This window comes from Sphingobacterium sp. HSC-15S19, from assembly GCF_050433745.1.
Lineage (GTDB): Bacteria > Bacteroidota > Bacteroidia > Sphingobacteriales > Sphingobacteriaceae > Sphingobacterium > Sphingobacterium siyangense.
Genome location: NZ_JBNPWQ010000007.1, coordinates 110,647 through 127,998 on the forward strand (window position 1 = coordinate 110,647; position 17,352 = coordinate 127,998).

Genomic DNA, 17,352 nt, shown 5'->3' on the forward strand with positions numbered 1-17,352 from the left:
TTGTATATCAAATATAAATAAAATCTACTCAATATGTAGATTTTATTTATATCGGATGCATCAATATATCTTACAACATTTCTCTCAGCAGGCTCAATGCATACCCAATGGTATTCACATTGTTTAATGCTAAACGAAGCTGGCCTTTGACTTCTTTGAGGTTGCTGATCTCCGGATGGCTTTGTACAAAGGACAGTACTCGGCCGAATTGATCAGATTCAAAGTAGCTCGACTTGGGGTTATTGACAAAATAACCTTTCAGTGTATGCTTTTTATAGGCTATTTTTTCGAATCCGATCGTTTTGCCAAACCACTGTAAACGGAGTGTATTGAATAATTCAAAGACTTCTCGTGGGATAGGGCCAAAGCGATCTTCAAGTTCTTTTTCAAACGCTGCCAATTGCTGCTCGTTTTCCAATTTAGAGAGTTCCGTATACAGATTATATCGTTCAGTGATATTGGTTACATATTCATCCGGGATCAATACCTCGAGGTCGGTGTCAATCTGTGTAAAGGACACATATTTTCGTTCTTTCTCATCAGCGAATACTGCTGAAAACTCATCCTCTTTCAGTTCCTGAATAGCTTCGTCCAAGATTTTATGATACATCTCGAAACCGATCTCGGCAATAAATCCGGACTGTTCGCCACCTAATAGGTTTCCCGAGCCACGTATATCCAAATCGCGCATGGCAACATTAAATCCAGAGCCGAGTTCAGAGAATTCTTCTATCGCAGAAAGTCGTTTATAGGCTTCCGACGTTAAAGTCGACAATGGTGGACTCAGTAGATAACAGAAGGCCTTTTTATTAGAGCGACCGACCCGACCCCGCATTTGGTGCAGGTCACTCAGTCCGAACATATGTGCATGATTAATAATAATCGTATTCGCGTTTGGAATATCAAGACCCGCTTCAATAATTGTTGTTGCGATTAAGACATCGAAATCGTGATTGATAAACTTAAGCATCACATCCTCGAGCTCATCACCCTCCAATTGGCCATGTGCAACACCGACCCGTGCTCCTGGAACCAGCTTGCGAATCAAATTGCCCAGCTGCGGAAGATCTGCGACCCGATTATGGATAAAGAATACCTGTCCACCACGATCAAGTTCGTAACTGACGGCCTCTCCGATCAGTGTTTCATTGAAAACGTGGAGTTCGGTCTGTACAGGCTGCCGGTTGGGTGGTGGGGTCGAGATGATACTCAGATCGCGGGCGCCCATCAATGAAAAGTGCAATGTTCTTGGAATTGGCGTTGCTGTCAATGTCAGTGAGTCTACATTCGCACGCATGACCTTCAATTTTTCCTTTACTGCAACCCCAAACTTTTGTTCCTCATCGATAATCATTAGACCAAGATCTTTGAACTTGACATCTTTGCTAACAAGGCGATGGGTGCCAATGATAATGTCTATTTTTCCTTCAGCGAGCCTGGCTAAGGTATCTTTGATCTGTTTGCTCGTTTTGAAACGATTAATATAGTCGATCGTGCATGGAAGGCCCTTTAGGCGCTCCGAAAATGTCCGGTAGTGCTGTAATGCAAGAATGGTCGTCGGTACCAGGACAGCAACTTGTTTACTGTCTGCTACAGCTTTGAAGGCTGCACGGATGGCAACCTCCGTTTTTCCGAAGCCAACATCCCCACAGATCAATCGGTCCATCGGATGCGGCGATTCCATATCCTTTTTTACATCGGCAGTAGCCTTTTCCTGATCGGGTGTATCCTCATAGATAAAGGAGGCCTCCAGTTCATTCTGTAAGTAGCTATCCGGTGAGAACGCATTTCCATGCTGGGCCTTTCGTTTGGCATAAAGCATGATCAGGTCGCGCGCAATATCCTTAACTTTTTTCTTGGTCGTCTTTTTGAGTTTGTCCCAAGCATCGGTACCCAGTTTATTCATTTTGGGAACAGTACCCTCTTTTCCGGAATATTTGGAGATACGGTTTAAGGAGTTGATGTTTACATACAAAAGGTCGTTGTCTGCATAGATCAGGCGGATCATTTCCTGAGATTTACCGTTGACGTCCACTTTTTCCAACCCTCCATAGCGACCAACACCGTGGTCAATATGGGTAATGAAGTCACCAGGTTTAAGATCCCGTAGATCTTTGAGCGTAATTGCCTGCGAGCGCTCGTAAGCCTTCTTACGTTTATATTTATAATAGCGGTCAAATATCTGGTGATCCGTGTAACAGGCCAACTTTAAACTGTCGTCTCTAAAACCTTCGCGTAAAGCTTTATGAATTGGAATAAAGGTCGCTGATTTATCGAGATCTTCTAGAATCGTATAGATACGTTCGACCTGTTTGGTTGAATCTGAAAAGATCAGATTCTGGATCCGCTGGCCCTCATTCTCCTTGAAATTATGGATTAAGAGATTAAAATCCTTATTGAACGAAGGTTGCGGGTGGATATCGAACTTGAGTGTTACCTCAGCTTTATAAAAGAACTGTTTGCCGAATTCGATGATAGGGAACTCAAAGAATAAGGCATTGAGATTCTTCTCATCTGTAAACTCATAGGCTGGATTATGCCATTCGGGATTATCCTTTTTCTGCTTATCTGTTAGCCCCGCCCATAATTTTTCCGCTTTTTTTAACCCATCTTTTACAATATCTAACGTAAATTGAGCGTCTTTGATCCAGATCGTAGCGTCCTGATCTACATATTCCAATAAGGAAATGTGTTGGGATGTCAGGAATTTCGCTTGGACATTCGGTACAATGGTTACTTTATGGATTTTTTTGACAGACAGCTGGGACTCAATGTCAAATGTACGTATGCTTTCGATGTCATCGCCAAAGAATTCAATACGGTATGGGAGGTCATTCGAAAAAGAGAAGATATCTACAATGCCACCGCGTATCGCAAATTGCCCCGGTTCATACACAAAGTCTACACGTTCGAAATCATATTCGATCAAAAATTCGTTGATGAAATCAATACTTAGAGCGGTGTTTTCTGTTATTTCCAACGTATTTTTATCCAGATCGTTGCGATTGATCACTTTCTCAGCAATAGCCTCCGGATAAGTCACAACCATTTTCGGTAATTCCGAAGTATGGTTGAGTGAACTTAAAGTCTCCGCACGTTGTAATACATTGGCAGAGTCAGTTTGTGTAAAATCAAAAGCTTTGCGATAAGACGAAGGAAAAAAAAGAACTTGCTTATCCAACAGGCTTTCCAGATCACTTAAAAAATAAGAAGCGTCTTCATGAGTTGGTAAAATAAAGACCATTGGACGTTCCTGTAAGTTGTAAGAAGATACGGCTATGAACGCATCCGAAGATCCAATAAGCCCTTTCAGCTGAATCTTTGGGTTTTTGGATTGTATAGCCTTGGTAAGCGACTGGACAGATTCGCTTTGGCTGTATTTTTCTAATATTTCTTGAATTCCCACGAGCAAAAATTTCGAATAATTGCGAATTTAACGAAATAGTATCAAGTATTGGGTATGAAGTACTAAATTTTTTGGTAAAAAAATGGCTGAATCCCTCATTAAGAAAGGCATGACTTTGGAGAACTCAAAAGCTATAACAGATTGATCTGTGCAGGAGTTTATTTCGCGAGGTAAAAGGTGTAGGCAAAAGCGAGCAACACCAATAATGTGGCCAAGTAAATTAATTTATATTGCTCGTAAGCTGTAACATGAAAGGATCCGATTTTAACGCGGTTTTTGCTATTTCTCATGACTAATTTAGGTCGAGGTCAATCTTCTGTTCACTAATATAGCTTTTAAGTGTTGTATTACCAAAAGCATCCAGTGTATTTTGAAAATCTTCCCGGTAGTCAAACTGAAAGTCCTCATGAAGTTTACTGTATTTACCCACCGCATGCTTTATACGCCCTGTTATATATTTATGCAATTTGTGGGCGGCAGACTGATAGGAGGAGTCGAAAAGCCTGTCGTAATCAGCAATGGTTCTCTTCAGGATATAGCATCTAAATTCTACTTCACTGATTTTGTCCTTGGTGACTTTTTCGTGTTCATTCACTAAACCGCTTGCTTGTTTCACCAGCTTGCTAAGTGCAATAAAATGACTGTGTTGTGGCGTATTGCCAATTTGACTTAAACCAATATCGAACAATTGCGCCAGTTGCTTTCGTAGTTTTTCAATACGTTCCTCTAAATCGTCCGCATTTTCCAGTAATTGGAAATGCAATTGTTTGATCAGCATTTTGTCCTTGCTTATCAGGCGTACAAGGAGTTTGTCTTTTTCCTTCTGAGGTAGGTCAAGTACAGCTTTCTTTAATTCGGCATCTTGATGTAAGGACATAATCTATGTTTTAGTATAAAAAGAGTTGTTGAGCGAAAAGTCAGGCACACTGCAAGTGTGCCTGAATAAATTTCTCGTTTTATAAGCCGGAATTTAAGCAGGCAATAGCTGCCGCCCATATTTACCGCCGCTTGCTATTAATACAATATTCTGAACTTAATTGTATTGTCGATCTGTTTGAGTTGTTTCAATAGATCTTTATCATATTCACCTTGTATATCGGTTACCGCATAGCCAATATCACTTTTGGTCATTAGAAATTGGGCAACGATATTGATGTTATTTTGGGCATAGACCTTATTGATCTGCGCCATAATTCCGGGAACGTTTTGGTGGATATGCAATAATCTCGTTACCTGTTTTACTTTTGGTAAAATCAGATTTGGGAAGTTGCGACTTAAATAAGTATCACCATTGTTGATAAAATCGGCCATCCGGCGAGGTATAAACTCGGAATTTTTCTTTTTATTTTTCTTATCATCAAAAACGACAATACCTTTAGCATTGCAGATATCCTTATTGATATGCCCTCTGATATCACCCAAATATCCGATCGTTTTTAATTTGTCAGCATGTTGGAGTTGCTCATCACTGATATCGATATTGTCCCCCAATAGAAGCATCCCTACATCTTTCACATACTTTTCTTCGAAGGTATCTTTTGTGCGGATAGAAAAACCGTCTCTTTTTAAGATATGAGCCGCTATTTCTGGTACATCACCCACGATCAAACAAAGGATACGGTTTTTAGGATAGGATATTGCACGGGGCAGATCATTTACATATAAGAACTCATCAAAACTAGGTGTGATGAAGTCTGCTTTCTCAGTGACACTTTTACGTTGGATATTCTCTGTAAATGCAAAGAATTTTTCAATTAATCCCGATTCTTTCAGTTGAAAATCTGAATAACCGTCACCAATGCCAAATAGTCTTCCTTCAATATTTAACTGTTTTAATAATTGCACTTTTCCACCTTCATTTGATAATGGATTCTCTTCATCAAAACCGATGATATTACCTTCTTCATCAAATCTGAATGTATTGGCATAGATATTTTCAGTCTTGATATGATATGGTGTAACAACAGGAGTAATAAACTCCTTAAAACCTCCTGAAACAATCCATGCGGTGTCGGCGTGTTTCTTGAAAAATTCACGATTTCGGGAAAAAGAGGTTGAAACCTTTTTCTTAAGATGTGAAACAAGTTTATCCAGATGAGATTTGTTGGCATTTAAAAGTTTGACGCGACCAGCCAAAGCCTCACGGAAAGATAGTTTACCCTCCATGGCAAGATTGGTGTACCGCTCAATTTCGTGATAGATAGATTCGCGATCCGGATGGTTCTCAAGGGAGATCCGTGCAAGTTCATCAAGTGCCTCTACTTGCGTAAATGTACTATCGAAATCAATGATGTAATAGTTTTTCATCTTGTTATTTTTTTATGAAACGATCGTGAGCAATAGCGCTGAATGCAGATCTCCGATATCGGTAGGTTTCCGACGGTTTCAAGGTTTGGTTGTTTGTTATGTTATAGTTTTACTGTTTGTTATATAAATCTGCAATTTCCTTTAGCGTTTGTTCCAAAGGTCGATAACTGTGGTTTAGAAGTTCCTGGATTTTAGCGTTGGAATACTGCAATTTGGCACTTGACGCTGCCGCTGTTTCCTTTGTCAATGTCGTATCCGATTTTTTAAATACGGAAAGCATGCTGGAAACAGTAGAGGCAATTTGGAGTAAGGTTTCAGAAACTTCGATTGTCGGTTCAGGCCTATTCATTAATACACTTGCCACGCTCAGCAGATCCTTGTTGCTTATATTGAGATGATTGATGATATAGCGCTCAGCCGTGATATCATCTCTTCCCATTAATTGAATCATGATTGCAGCAACATCTTCAACGTCAACAACGCCGACACTTCCTTTCGGATAAAATCGTAGACCTTTATTGATCATCGAAAAAATAGCGCCAGAGCCTTTCTCGTTTGCCGAAGCACCTAAAATTACTGAGGGGTTGACAATAACTGCACTTAAACCTTCGGTAATGCCACGCCAGACCTCCATCTCCGCCTGATATTTTGATAACGAATAGTTCGATGTCAATGAATTGTGTTCCCAATGGTCTTTCTCGGATACCGGAAGGTTGTCTCGATTTGTCCCTAAAGCTGCGATCGAGCTGACATGAAGTAGGCGAATACCCTTTTCAAGGCAAAGATTGACCAGATTTGTCGTTCCTTCCACGTTCACTTTAAAGAGTGCCTTAGCGTCTTTCTTTTGGTAGGAAACCAATGCTGCACAATGGAATACTTTAGTAACCCCATCAAGAGCATCTTCTAATTCAAAATAATTGTTGATATCAGCGTCGATCCATTGGACCAACGAAGACGATAACAACGAGGCCGGAATAGTCGATTGAGCTCTTTTGATGGCAATGACGTCAATTCCTTGGTCTATCAACTGTCTGATTAGTGTAGACCCTAAAAAACCTGTTCCTCCAGTTATTAATATCACTTGATAAAGATACTGTTAAAAATAATGTTTTCAAAAGTTAGTTAATAAATGGATATTTGTGTGAATTGCATCCTGAAAACCTTCATGCTTTCGCGGGTATCAAACGCCATGAAAGCCAAGGTAGATTCTTTCAGTCCAATTAAAACAGTCGTTTTCAGAACAAATAGGAAATTTTACAAATTATAGCTTATGTCATCACTGTCCGTATTCTTTAGCCCGATTTCAATTACAGGTTTTGCTCCTGAGCATGGGTTCTTGAGTTCTCAACTAGGGAACATTATTCAAGCCTATGAAATAGATTTTCCGAGCTGGGAAGTGGATAAACAGCCTCAATTGGCTATTGTCGGTGTGGAGGAAGACCGTGCATCCATGAATAATAACGGAACGGATAAGGCGCCGGATGCAGTACGAAAACATCTCTATGCGCTATATCAGGGCGATTATAAGATGAATATCGTTGATTTGGGAAATATCAAAGCCGGTAATACAATTCAAGATACCTATATCGCTTTAAAATCTGTCGTAGAAGAACTGGTCAAAGAAAATATTCTTCCGATTATCATTGGTGGTGGACAGGACCTTACCTATGCACAATATTTGGGGTATCAAAACTTAGAGCGAAAGATAGAGCTGGCAATTATAGATGCTCGTTTTGACCTTGATGAGGAAAATGCTGAAAATGTAAGCCTGAATTCCCGATCTTATGTGAACCATATTATCTTGCACCAGCCGGACTATTTATTCAATTTAAATGCCATAGCCTATCAAACCTATCTCGTAAGTAAAGAGTCTATCAATATGTATGATAAACTATTTTTTAATGCAACACGAGTCGGTATGATTGCCGGTAAAATGGACCAATCAGAGCCTTTGATCCGAGCAGCGGATTTAATTAGTTTTGACATAGGAGCCATTCGGGCCTCTGAAGCACCTGGAAATGCCAATGCAATGCCCAATGGCTTATTTGGCGATGAAGCTTGTCAACTCGCCCGCTATGCCGGGATGTCGGATAAATGTTCTTCCATCGGTTTTTATGAATTCAATCCAACATTTGATCCAATGGAGCAGACGGCTATGTTGGTCTCCCAAATGATCTGGTGCTTTATTGATGGTTACTATAACCGCAAACAAGATACGCCACTGTACCCCAAATCATCTTATATCATTTATCGCACGACACTGGAAAATGAAGAGCATGAATTGGTCTTTGTGAAAAGTAAAAAATCAGACCGCTGGTGGATTCAAGTGCCTTATTTTGGATCTAAATCAGTCAATGAACGCTATTACCTCGTGCCTTGCCGTTATGAAGACTACCAATTGGCTGTTTCAGGTGAAATGCCCGATCTATGGTGGAAAACACACCAAAAGTTACAATAATGTACCACTAAGTGGGGCATTGGTATTACGCCTTACCATAGAGAAGTGTGTAATACATCGTGCAAACTGATAACAGATTGGAGTTATCTGTTTTTTAGTCGTGCCGATTCATTAAGATTGAGACGTTATAGGTTTAGTTAAATGCAGTGATGGCAAAATAGACCTGCTCAGGTAAGCATACACCATCTTCAGAAAATACAAATCATGGAAATATTTTTCTTTGCGGGAATCGTATTGTTATTGGTCATTTTGATCGTATTGGTACTAAAAAAGAATACCGATACCAGTACCGGTCCCGCGTACAATAAAGAGGTTGAAACACTAAAAATTGAACTTGCTAGATCGCAACAGCGGGAACAAAGTTTGCTGGAAGAACGTCTTATGCTAAAAAATGAATTGGATAAGGAACGGGAGAATCTTCTGGTCGCAGAGCGGTCTTTAGAGAGTACACGTTCTTTTTATGAGGCGCAGCTCGATAAATTTCAGGAACAGAAGAATGAAATCGCAGAGATTAAACGACAATTCAACAATGAGTTTCAGGTTATTGCCAATAAAATATTGGAAGAGAAGACACAAAAGTTTACAGAGACCAATCATCGTTCCCTGGGCTTGATCTTGGATCCATTGAAGGAAAAAATCAAATTGTTTGAAGAGAAAGTCGATAAAAATTACAATCAAGAGGCCGCGGAAAGAAATTCTTTAAAGGGAGTTGTCCTTCAGCTGGTCGAACAGAGTCTTAAAATTAAAGACGAAGCCAATAGCTTAACCAAGGCATTAAAAGGGGATACCAAAAAGCAGGGCAATTGGGGCGAGGTAATTTTAGAGCGGGTTTTGGAGCGTTCGGGACTTATGCGCGATCGCGAATTTAGATTACAGGTCTCTCTGATGGATGCCGAAGGAAGAAGAATGCAACCCGACGCGATTATCGACCTTCCTGAAGATAAACATCTGATTGTAGATTCAAAAGTTTCGCTGATTGCCTACGAACGTTGGGTCAATGCTGAGACGGATGAGGACCGCGCAATTTTCGCAAAACAACATGTACAGTCTGTGGAAAATCACGTGAAAGAACTTTCCGCAAAAAACTATCACGAGTTATATGGTATAGAATCGCCAGAATTTGTATTGCTGTTTATGCCGATCGAATCTGCATTGAGTATGTCCGTCGCTGAAAAACCGGATCTATTCAGCGATGCTTGGGATCGTAAGGTTGTCATCGTTAGCCCTTCGACATTGTTGGCGACATTGCGTACTATCGCTAGTATCTGGAAGCAGGAACGTCAGACCAGGAATGTAATTGAAATAGCGAAAGAAGCGGGGAGCCTTTACGATAAGTTTGTGAGCTTTCTGAACGATATGGAACAGGTGCAAAATCAATTGGAGCGCGCATTAAAAAGCCATGAAGATGCAACTAAAAAGCTCTCTACAGGCGCTGGGAACGTGATCGGAAAAGTGGAGAAATTAAAACGTTTAGGAGCCAAAGCAAATAAACAGATCGATTCCAAATTTTTAGATGCGGAAGATTAACAAAAACGGGCTTGCCGAAAGGTAAGCCCGTTTATAATTTTTAACCGTGCAAAGCAAAGCCTGTTCTACTAACTTATGCTAGAGGTTCTACTAAAGCTCTTTCATCCGTTTATTGATGGAAACATCCACATACGTATCCTTTAAACGATCTACAGCCTCTTTTTGAACAGTGACATTGCTGTCTGATTCGTAATCATGAATAGTCCTTTGGTTTTGGACTTCGTTGTCATAAGGATCCTTTCCTGCCAAGAGCTTGACGATTACCGGAAGACATTCGAGGAAGACAAAAAGCAGCGCAATAAAAAACACAGCATTTGCATTGGATTCGTTGACCTTTCCATTGGCATCGTACCTTAGATTGCCCAGCGCAGAGTTGCGGTCTGCAAAACCAGCGACATTGACAGCGCTGTCCAACGAAGCGTTGGATAAGACTTTTTGGTCCAATATCCCTTCAAATTTCTGTTTCTGACGTATTGCGTTTTGTTGGGTCGTTATCTTGTTCCGTAAAGTGTCCAAATAGCCCTCTTTTTTCTTCAGCTCTTCTTCTTTCATTTTGGCATAAGGGCCATACCCCATGACACCGGATGTTTCAGTTGTTTTGTTCCCGAATATCTCGTAATTCAATTTTGTACGATCATTTTTAATACTGGCTTCTAATGAATCACGTTCGACCGTAATCGCTTTTAAAAGCGAAACTTCATTGGCATATTTCTTATTGAACGTACTGTTGAGCGTGTCGATTTTAGCGCGTTGATCTGCGAGAAAACGTACACGGAGGTTTTCTCGAATCTCTTTATCGAAGATTTTTAACTCCAACGGCCTAGAGATAACCAAACCAATCAAAATTGCCAATAAAATTCGAGGAAGAGCCTGCAGAAGCTGCATAAGGCCACTTTTTGATTTATTTATACTGAGTACAATATAGCGATCCATATTGAATATCGCTAAACCCCAAATGATGCCAAATACAATGGCCAAAAGCCAGTCAAATGCCCCACCACTAAATACGAAATACATGGCATAGCCACCCGAAAGACTGGCAAACAATCCCGTAAAAAAAATAGTAGCACCTATGGCTGTGTACTTACTATGCTCTTCCGGATATTTTTCAAGAGTTTCTTGATGTACCCCCGCACATCTCCAAAAGAAACGGTTAATATCGCTCATTAAAATATTTTTATCCAAATTGACAGATTATTTTTAACAAGGTTTATGAATAAGTTTTTGTTTTACAATACGATGACTGTTTTCATGTTCCTCTGCAACCCCTCTCCAACAAGGCCGACCATTTGCCTAATTTTATTATCTTTGAAAAAAAAATCAGGAATAATCAGATAATATGAAGAAAAGACAACTTTTGCCATTTTTTGCGATAGTGGCAACTGCATTTGTTGGTTGTGAGGAAAAAAAAGTGATGACAGATAATCCTCTTTTATTGGCTTACGAAACCCCATTTAATGTACCGCCTTTTGACAAGATCAAAACAGAGCATTTTAGGCCAGCTTTTGATGAAGCGATAAAAGTACACAATTTGGAAATTGACACGATAGTCAACAATTCGGATAAAGCAACATTTCAAAATACGATAGTCGCTCTAGAAAATGCAGGTGGATTATTGAATAATGTATCTACTGTATTTTATAATCTAAATAGTGCCAATACAAATGACAGTATTCAGGCGATAGCAAAAGATTTGGCTCCCATCTTATCGAGTCATTCTGATGAAATTTCGATGAATACCAAACTATTTGACCGTATCAAAACAGTTTGGAGCAGTCGAAATACACTTGGATTAGACGAACAGGACAATAAACTGTTGGAGGAAACCTATAAGAGTTTTGTACGTTCCGGAGCGAATTTAAAGGATGCTGATAAGGAAAAAATGAAAAAAATTAATGCTGAGCTTTCAACATTAACAACGCAATTCGGACAAAATTTGCTTGCTGAAACCAATGCTTATACACTGGTCGTTGATTCTGCGAGCCAATTGGAAGGCTTGCCTGAATCGTTGAAAACGGCAGCAGCTGAAGAAGCCGTAGCAAAAGGAAAGAAGGATAAGTGGGTGTTTACTTTACAGAATCCTTCCATTATGCCCTTTCTTCAATATGCAAAAAATCGTGAACTGAGAAAGCAACTTTGGGAGGCTTATCAGCTACGCGGTAATCAAGATAACACCAACGATAACAAGGCGATCATTCAAAAAATTGTAAACCTTCGCCTTCAAAAAGCAAAATTATTAGGTTATTCTTCACATGCGGCCTATGTCCTAGAGGAATCAATGGCGAAGAATCCGACCAATGTCTATGCACTGTTAAATAAACTTTGGACTCCAGCTCTCGCTAAAGCAAAAGGTGAAGAAGCAGATATAGCAAAGGAAATAAAGGCTGAAGGAGGTAATTTTGCTGTGGCCCCTTACGATTGGAGATATTATACAGAAATTATTCGCAAAAAACGTTTCGCATTGAATGAGGACGAAATTAAACCTTATTTGAGTCTTCCTGCAGTTCGTGAAGGTGCGTTTGCTGTAGCTAATAAATTATATGGTTTGACGTTCGTAGCCTTAAACAATGTACCAACTTACCATAAAGATGTGGAAGTGTATGAAGTTAAAGACAAAGACGGTTCTCATTTAGGTCTGCTATATGCCGATTTCTTCCCTCGAGAGTCAAAACGAGGGGGAGCCTGGATGACTTCTTACCGTAACCAGTCGACAAAAGATGGCAAACGTGTTGCTCCAGTAATTTCCATTGTATGCAATTTCACAAAACCAGTGGGAAAAAATCCTGCCTTGTTGACATTTGATGAAGCGACTACTTTGTTCCATGAGTTTGGACATGCTCTGCATGGTCTTCTTTCCAATGTGAGATACCGCTCTATGGCCGGAACTTCTGTACCACGTGACTTTGTTGAACTACCTTCACAAGTGATGGAAAATTGGGCAGCAGATCCAGAGGTGTTAAGAACATATGCTAAGCATTATAAGACCAAAGAAGCAATGCCAGATTCATTGATTCAAAAAATGGAAAAGGCCGGTACCTTTGATCAAGGATTTGCAACGGTTGAATACCTTTCTGCCGCGTTGTTAGACATGGATTATCATGCTACCACAAAAGAAATTTCAAAAGACATTAATGGCTTTGAAAAAACAGCAATGAAAAAAATAGGTATTATTGATGCTATTATTCCGCGCTATAGAAGTACATATTTTCAACATATCTTCGCTGGTGGATATTCTGCAGGTTATTATGCCTATATCTGGTCAGAAGTATTGGATTCAGATGCCTTCGCAGCTTTCAAGGAAAAATCATTGTACGATCAAGTAACAGCGGATTCTTTCCGAAAAAATATCCTTGAAAAAGGAGGTACTGATGATCCTGCTAAAATGTACCGTACGTTTAGAGGTGCAGATCCAGATCCAAAATATCTATTGAAAAAGAGAGGTTTAAATTAATGCTCTCTAATTAAAAAAAGGCGATATAGAAATATATCGCCTTTTTTTTGTTCAGGTACTTGTTATTCTAAAAACTATTCTTACATTTGAATATTATTTATAATGAGTCTAAATAAATGTAGATAGTATGTGTGACACAAAAATTCTAAGCCAAAGAGGAGATACCCATATTAGTGTTTGCCATAAGTGTCAAACATATTATATCTGGCAACAAAGTTTTGTACTGACATTTACGAGGAATAAATTCTTCGATTTCTTGAATATTACGAAAAGTAATGGTGATGAGCTCTTTTTTAGCACATTCCCAGATGGTGAATTTCGGTTGATTATGAAAACACCTTATCCAGATATCGTATTTTCATTTGATGAAGAACAATGGCAGAATTTCAGGGATGCACTCCAAGAATCTTATTACATGAATGAGTTTTATGGAATGCTGAATAATTAAGATAAAAAGTCCTGTTGCATCGCTTGTGTTTCATCTCTCTTTCCTTACGCGTTGACAACAGGCACAAACAAAACCCTCAGTTATAGTCGTATACACTTATGCGACTATATGCTGAGGGTTCTTTTTATCTATATATTGATTACTCGCCTATCGCGTAATATTTAAAATCAAGGTCTTCAAGTTCCTTACGGTTCAATAGTTTACGGCCATCGAACACAAATGCAGGTTTTTTCATATGCTCCTTAATTTTGGCCCAATCATAATGCTTAAATTCATCCCATTCAGTCAATACTGCAATTGCATGTGCATCATTGCAAGCCTCATAGGCGGTATTGACAACCTTTACCAAAGCTCGGTTTTCTTCCGAAGAGCGCGTATTCAGATAATCTAGGTCGGCATAGATGCGTTCAGCAGACACTTTGGGGTCATAGACCGTGATTTCAGCTTGTTCACTCAATAGATAATCTGCAACATAAATCGCTGCAGATTCACGCGTATCATTGGTGTCTTTTTTGAATGCCCAGCCTAAAAATGCAATCTTTTTGCCCGATACAGTATTATACAATGTTTGGATAATGTTATCTGCAAATCGCTGTTTTTGATAATCATTCATCAAAATCACTTGATCCCAATACTCGGCGACCTCTGTGAGACCGTAGCTTCGTGCGATATAAACCAGATTGAGGATATCTTTTTGAAAACAAGAGCCACCAAAACCTACAGAAGCTTTCAGAAATTTGGATCCAATCCTAGAGTCCATACCAATCGCCTTGGAAACTTCATCTACGTTTGCCCCTGTTTTCTCGCATAGTGCTGAGATGGAGTTAATGGAGGAGACACGTTGTGCTAAAAAGGCATTTGCTGTTAGTTTTGAAAGTTCAGATGACCAAAGGTTTGTTGTGAGAATCTTGTCGCGACTTACCCAATGGGCATAGATGTCGACCAATGCGGCGATAGCTTCATCATTCTCTCCGCCTATAAGCACACGGTCTGGATTGATTAAATCCTGTATTGCTGTGCCTTCAGCCAAAAATTCAGGATTGGAAAGAATATGGAAATTAACACCATTACCCGTGTTATCAAGGATACTTTTTAAAGCTGCCGCAGTGCGAACGGGTAAAGTCGATTTTTCAACAACAATTTTGTCGTTTTTGGCAACCGCTGCGATCTGCCGTGCACAAAGTTCAATATACTTTAAGTCTGCAGCCATTCCCTTGCCTTTTCCGTAATTCTTAGTCGGTGTATTGACCGAAATAAAAATCATGTCGGCCTCGTCGATAGCTTTTTCGATATCGGTTGAGAAAAACAAATTACGATTACGCGCTTCTGCAACAATCTCTTGTAAGCCTGGTTCGTATACAGGAAGGTTGTCTAGATTCTCATCATTCCAAGCCGCGATACGGGCGGCATTGACGTCGACGATCGTAATCTCAATATGTGGACATTGCTTTGCAACAACTGACATGGTAGGTCCACCGACATAACCAGCACCGATACAGCATATTTTCTTGATTGTTTTGCTCATTTTGATTATCTTAATCAGCTATAAATTGAAGAACAAACTTAGATAAATTGCTTTTGATATGCAATACAAAGCACAGCATATCAAAACAATTTATTTAGGCGAACTGGCTCATCCATTGTTTTTCCTTCTATTTGTTTCATTGCCCTTCTGCAATGCCATTAAAGAAGCCATTTCGTAGTGGAGATGCAAAAGATTTATTCTAATTTTACATTAAAAAAGAAACGGTTTGATAAAGCAGGAAGTTATTGATAAAGTACTGGAAACAGCACGGATAGAAGAGGTGGTGGGGGACTTCGTTGATTTAAAGAAACGGGGAACTTCTCTGATTGGAAATTGTCCTTTTCACCATGAAAAGACGCCTTCCTTCCACGTTTCAGTTGCAAAGGGTATTTATAAGTGTTTTGGTTGTGGTGTTGGTGGAGATTCCCTTAAATTCGTCATGGAACTGGAAAAGTTCTCTTACCCGGAAGCGATCCGTTATTTAGCCGATAAATATTCGATTCAAATTGAAGAAATCGAGCGTTCTCCTGCCCAGCTTGCTGCGCAGGATAAACGGGAAAGTCTATATGTCCTAAGTGCTTGGGCCAGTAAATTCTTTGCCGAACAACTCTGGAAAACTGAAATGGGTCAGGTCATCGGACTCAACTATTTCAAGGAGCGTGGCTACCGAGAAGATATCATCAAAAAATTTGAATTGGGCTATTCGCCTGAAGAATGGACTGCATTGGTCGATAAAGCACAGGTAGCTGGTTTTCACCCAGATTATTTGGCTGCAAGTGGTTTGGCTATTGAACGTGATGATAAATCTTTATATGATCGTTTCCGTGGCCGGGTCATGTTTCCGATTCATAACCTGACAGGGCGTGTAATTGGCTTTGGTGGTCGGACACTAAAGACGGATAAAAAGGTCGCCAAATATGTAAACTCTCCCGAAAGCGAAATCTACCATAAATCCGATGTGCTGTATGGATTGAATTTTGCCAAAAAAGCAATTATGGAAGAGGATAATTGCTACTTGGTAGAGGGCTATGCCGATGTTCTTTCGGTACATCAAGCTGGAGTCGAAAATGTTGTTTCCTCCTCGGGAACGTCTTTGACAACAGGTCAGATCAAGCTTATTTCCAGATTCACAAAGAATGTGACCATACTTTATGATGGGGATGAAGCAGGGATCAAAGCCTCCCTACGCGGTACAGATATGCTGCTCGAAGAAGGCTTAAACGTTAAAGTGCTGCTTTTTCCCGACGGTAATGACCCCGACTCTTATGTTCAAAAGTTTGGTGCCACGGCTTTTAAAGATTATGTCAAATCCAATCAGCAGGACTTTATTTTCTACAAAACGAATATTCTGCTTCGCGATGCCAATAACGATCCAATAAAAAGGGCTTCGGTAATCCGTGATGTCGTCGAGAGTATTGCATTGATTCCCGATGAAATTAAGGTTTCTGTTTTTATCCGGGAATGTAGCAGCCTTTTGGATATAGAAGAACGCATTTTATTGGCAGAACTCAACAAGATTAGGCTCAATAGGGCAAAGAAGGCGGATAAGGATGCTGCTCGTAAACCTCAGAGCCCACCGCCTAATGCAGGGATGCCACCTTTTGGGATGGATGGTCCACCTCCGGATTTCTTCATGACAGATGATGAAAGAGGGGGAGTAGCTCCTATGGCGAATGTCGAACAACCGGTACAACTGACTTCGGAAATTCTTCAGGAACGAGAGATTGTCCGTATTCTAATCAACTATGGGGATTATCTGGCAACCTGGGAAGGTGATGGGGATATTCCCGTTGCAGGACTGCTACTGGGAAATATCAGCGACATAGAATTTAAGGATAAAGCTGCGGCCTATATTTTAAAAGTCTATAGAGATGCTGCAGAAAACTACGAAATTCCAGATGCCAAGCAATTTTATTCGAATTCGGATACAACCATATCCGATTTGGCGATTAATAGTGTTGCCAGCAAATATTCACTCAGCGAAAATTGGAATGACGATAAGCGTAAAATTTATGTAACGCAAGAATATGAGCATTTAAAACAACTTGTTGTTACAGCGATCTATCGGATTAAGAAACGTAAGATTGAGGCGGAAATGCATCATATTCGTGAAGAAATGAAACATGAACAAGATGTGGCAAACCTAGACGTCCTTATTTTTAAATATCAGAAACTTAAAGAAGCCGAACGGCTCTTGGGAGGCTTTCTGGGAAATACGATTGTTAAGTAA

At 39.9% G+C, this 17,352-nt stretch carries 11 protein-coding genes; 5 read left to right on the top strand and 6 right to left on the bottom strand.

The window, feature by feature from the left end; genetic code table 11:
- Positions 1–70: 70 nt before the first annotated feature.
- The 4 genes from mfd to L1283_RS07500 all read right to left on the bottom strand — a co-directional run bounded on the left by mfd (position 71) and on the right by L1283_RS07500 (position 6,794).
- Entirely contained in the window at positions 71–3,406 is a 3,336-nt protein-coding gene (mfd, locus tag L1283_RS07485; RefSeq protein WP_088163252.1) for a transcription-repair coupling factor, read from the bottom strand.
- 292 nt (positions 3,407–3,698) lie between these two features.
- On the bottom strand, positions 3,699–4,283 hold the full coding sequence (locus L1283_RS07490; RefSeq protein WP_075994535.1) for a hypothetical protein: 585 nt from the start codon (positions 4,281–4,283) through the stop codon (positions 3,699–3,701).
- A gap of 137 nt (positions 4,284–4,420) precedes the next feature.
- Positions 4,421–5,713 carry an HAD-IB family phosphatase gene (locus tag L1283_RS07495; RefSeq protein ID WP_088163251.1) on the bottom strand — a complete coding sequence of 431 codons (1,293 nt, stop codon included), beginning with the start codon at positions 5,711–5,713 and terminating at the stop codon, positions 4,421–4,423.
- A 109-nt stretch (positions 5,714–5,822) separates the two neighbouring features.
- A complete protein-coding gene (locus tag L1283_RS07500) occupies positions 5,823–6,794 on the bottom strand; it encodes an NAD-dependent epimerase/dehydratase family protein (protein WP_088163250.1) in 972 nt (323 codons plus the stop codon).
- A 189-nt stretch (positions 6,795–6,983) separates the two neighbouring features.
- Here L1283_RS07500 and L1283_RS07505 point away from each other — a divergent pair, with 189 nt between their 5' ends.
- Both L1283_RS07505 and rmuC read left to right on the top strand, forming a co-directional pair.
- Positions 6,984–8,171 (top strand): formimidoylglutamase, encoded by a 1,188-nt coding sequence (locus L1283_RS07505; protein ID WP_120335149.1) that lies wholly within the window; start codon positions 6,984–6,986, stop codon positions 8,169–8,171.
- 204 nt (positions 8,172–8,375) lie between these two features.
- Complete coding sequence (rmuC, locus tag L1283_RS07510; RefSeq protein ID WP_145330332.1) at positions 8,376–9,698, top strand: DNA recombination protein RmuC; 1,323 nt, start codon at positions 8,376–8,378, stop codon at positions 9,696–9,698.
- Between the two features lie 90 nt (positions 9,699–9,788).
- Here the strand turns inward: rmuC and L1283_RS07515 are convergent, their stop codons facing one another.
- The gene (locus tag L1283_RS07515) at positions 9,789–10,865 is read right to left on the bottom strand and encodes a DUF4407 domain-containing protein (RefSeq protein WP_429625988.1); all 1,077 of its coding nucleotides are present in this window, start codon (positions 10,863–10,865) and stop codon (positions 9,789–9,791) included.
- Between the two features lie 172 nt (positions 10,866–11,037).
- On the opposite strand from L1283_RS07515, the gene L1283_RS07520 reads away from it, so the two are divergent.
- Positions 11,038–13,149 (top strand): M3 family metallopeptidase, encoded by a 2,112-nt coding sequence (locus tag L1283_RS07520; RefSeq protein ID WP_120335146.1) that lies wholly within the window; start codon positions 11,038–11,040, stop codon positions 13,147–13,149.
- Positions 13,150–13,405: 256 nt separating this feature from the next.
- On the top strand, positions 13,406–13,597 hold the full coding sequence (locus L1283_RS07525; protein WP_228280105.1) for a hypothetical protein: 192 nt from the start codon (positions 13,406–13,408) through the stop codon (positions 13,595–13,597).
- 139 nt (positions 13,598–13,736) lie between these two features.
- Here the strand turns inward: L1283_RS07525 and L1283_RS07530 are convergent, their stop codons facing one another.
- Positions 13,737–15,122, bottom strand: a complete 1,386-nt coding sequence (locus L1283_RS07530; protein ID WP_201667054.1) for a nucleotide sugar dehydrogenase — start codon at positions 15,120–15,122, stop codon at positions 13,737–13,739.
- 226 nt (positions 15,123–15,348) lie between these two features.
- On the opposite strand from L1283_RS07530, the gene dnaG reads away from it, so the two are divergent.
- The gene (gene dnaG / locus L1283_RS07535; protein WP_286734317.1) at positions 15,349–17,352 is read left to right on the top strand and encodes a DNA primase; all 2,004 of its coding nucleotides are present in this window, start codon (positions 15,349–15,351) and stop codon (positions 17,350–17,352) included.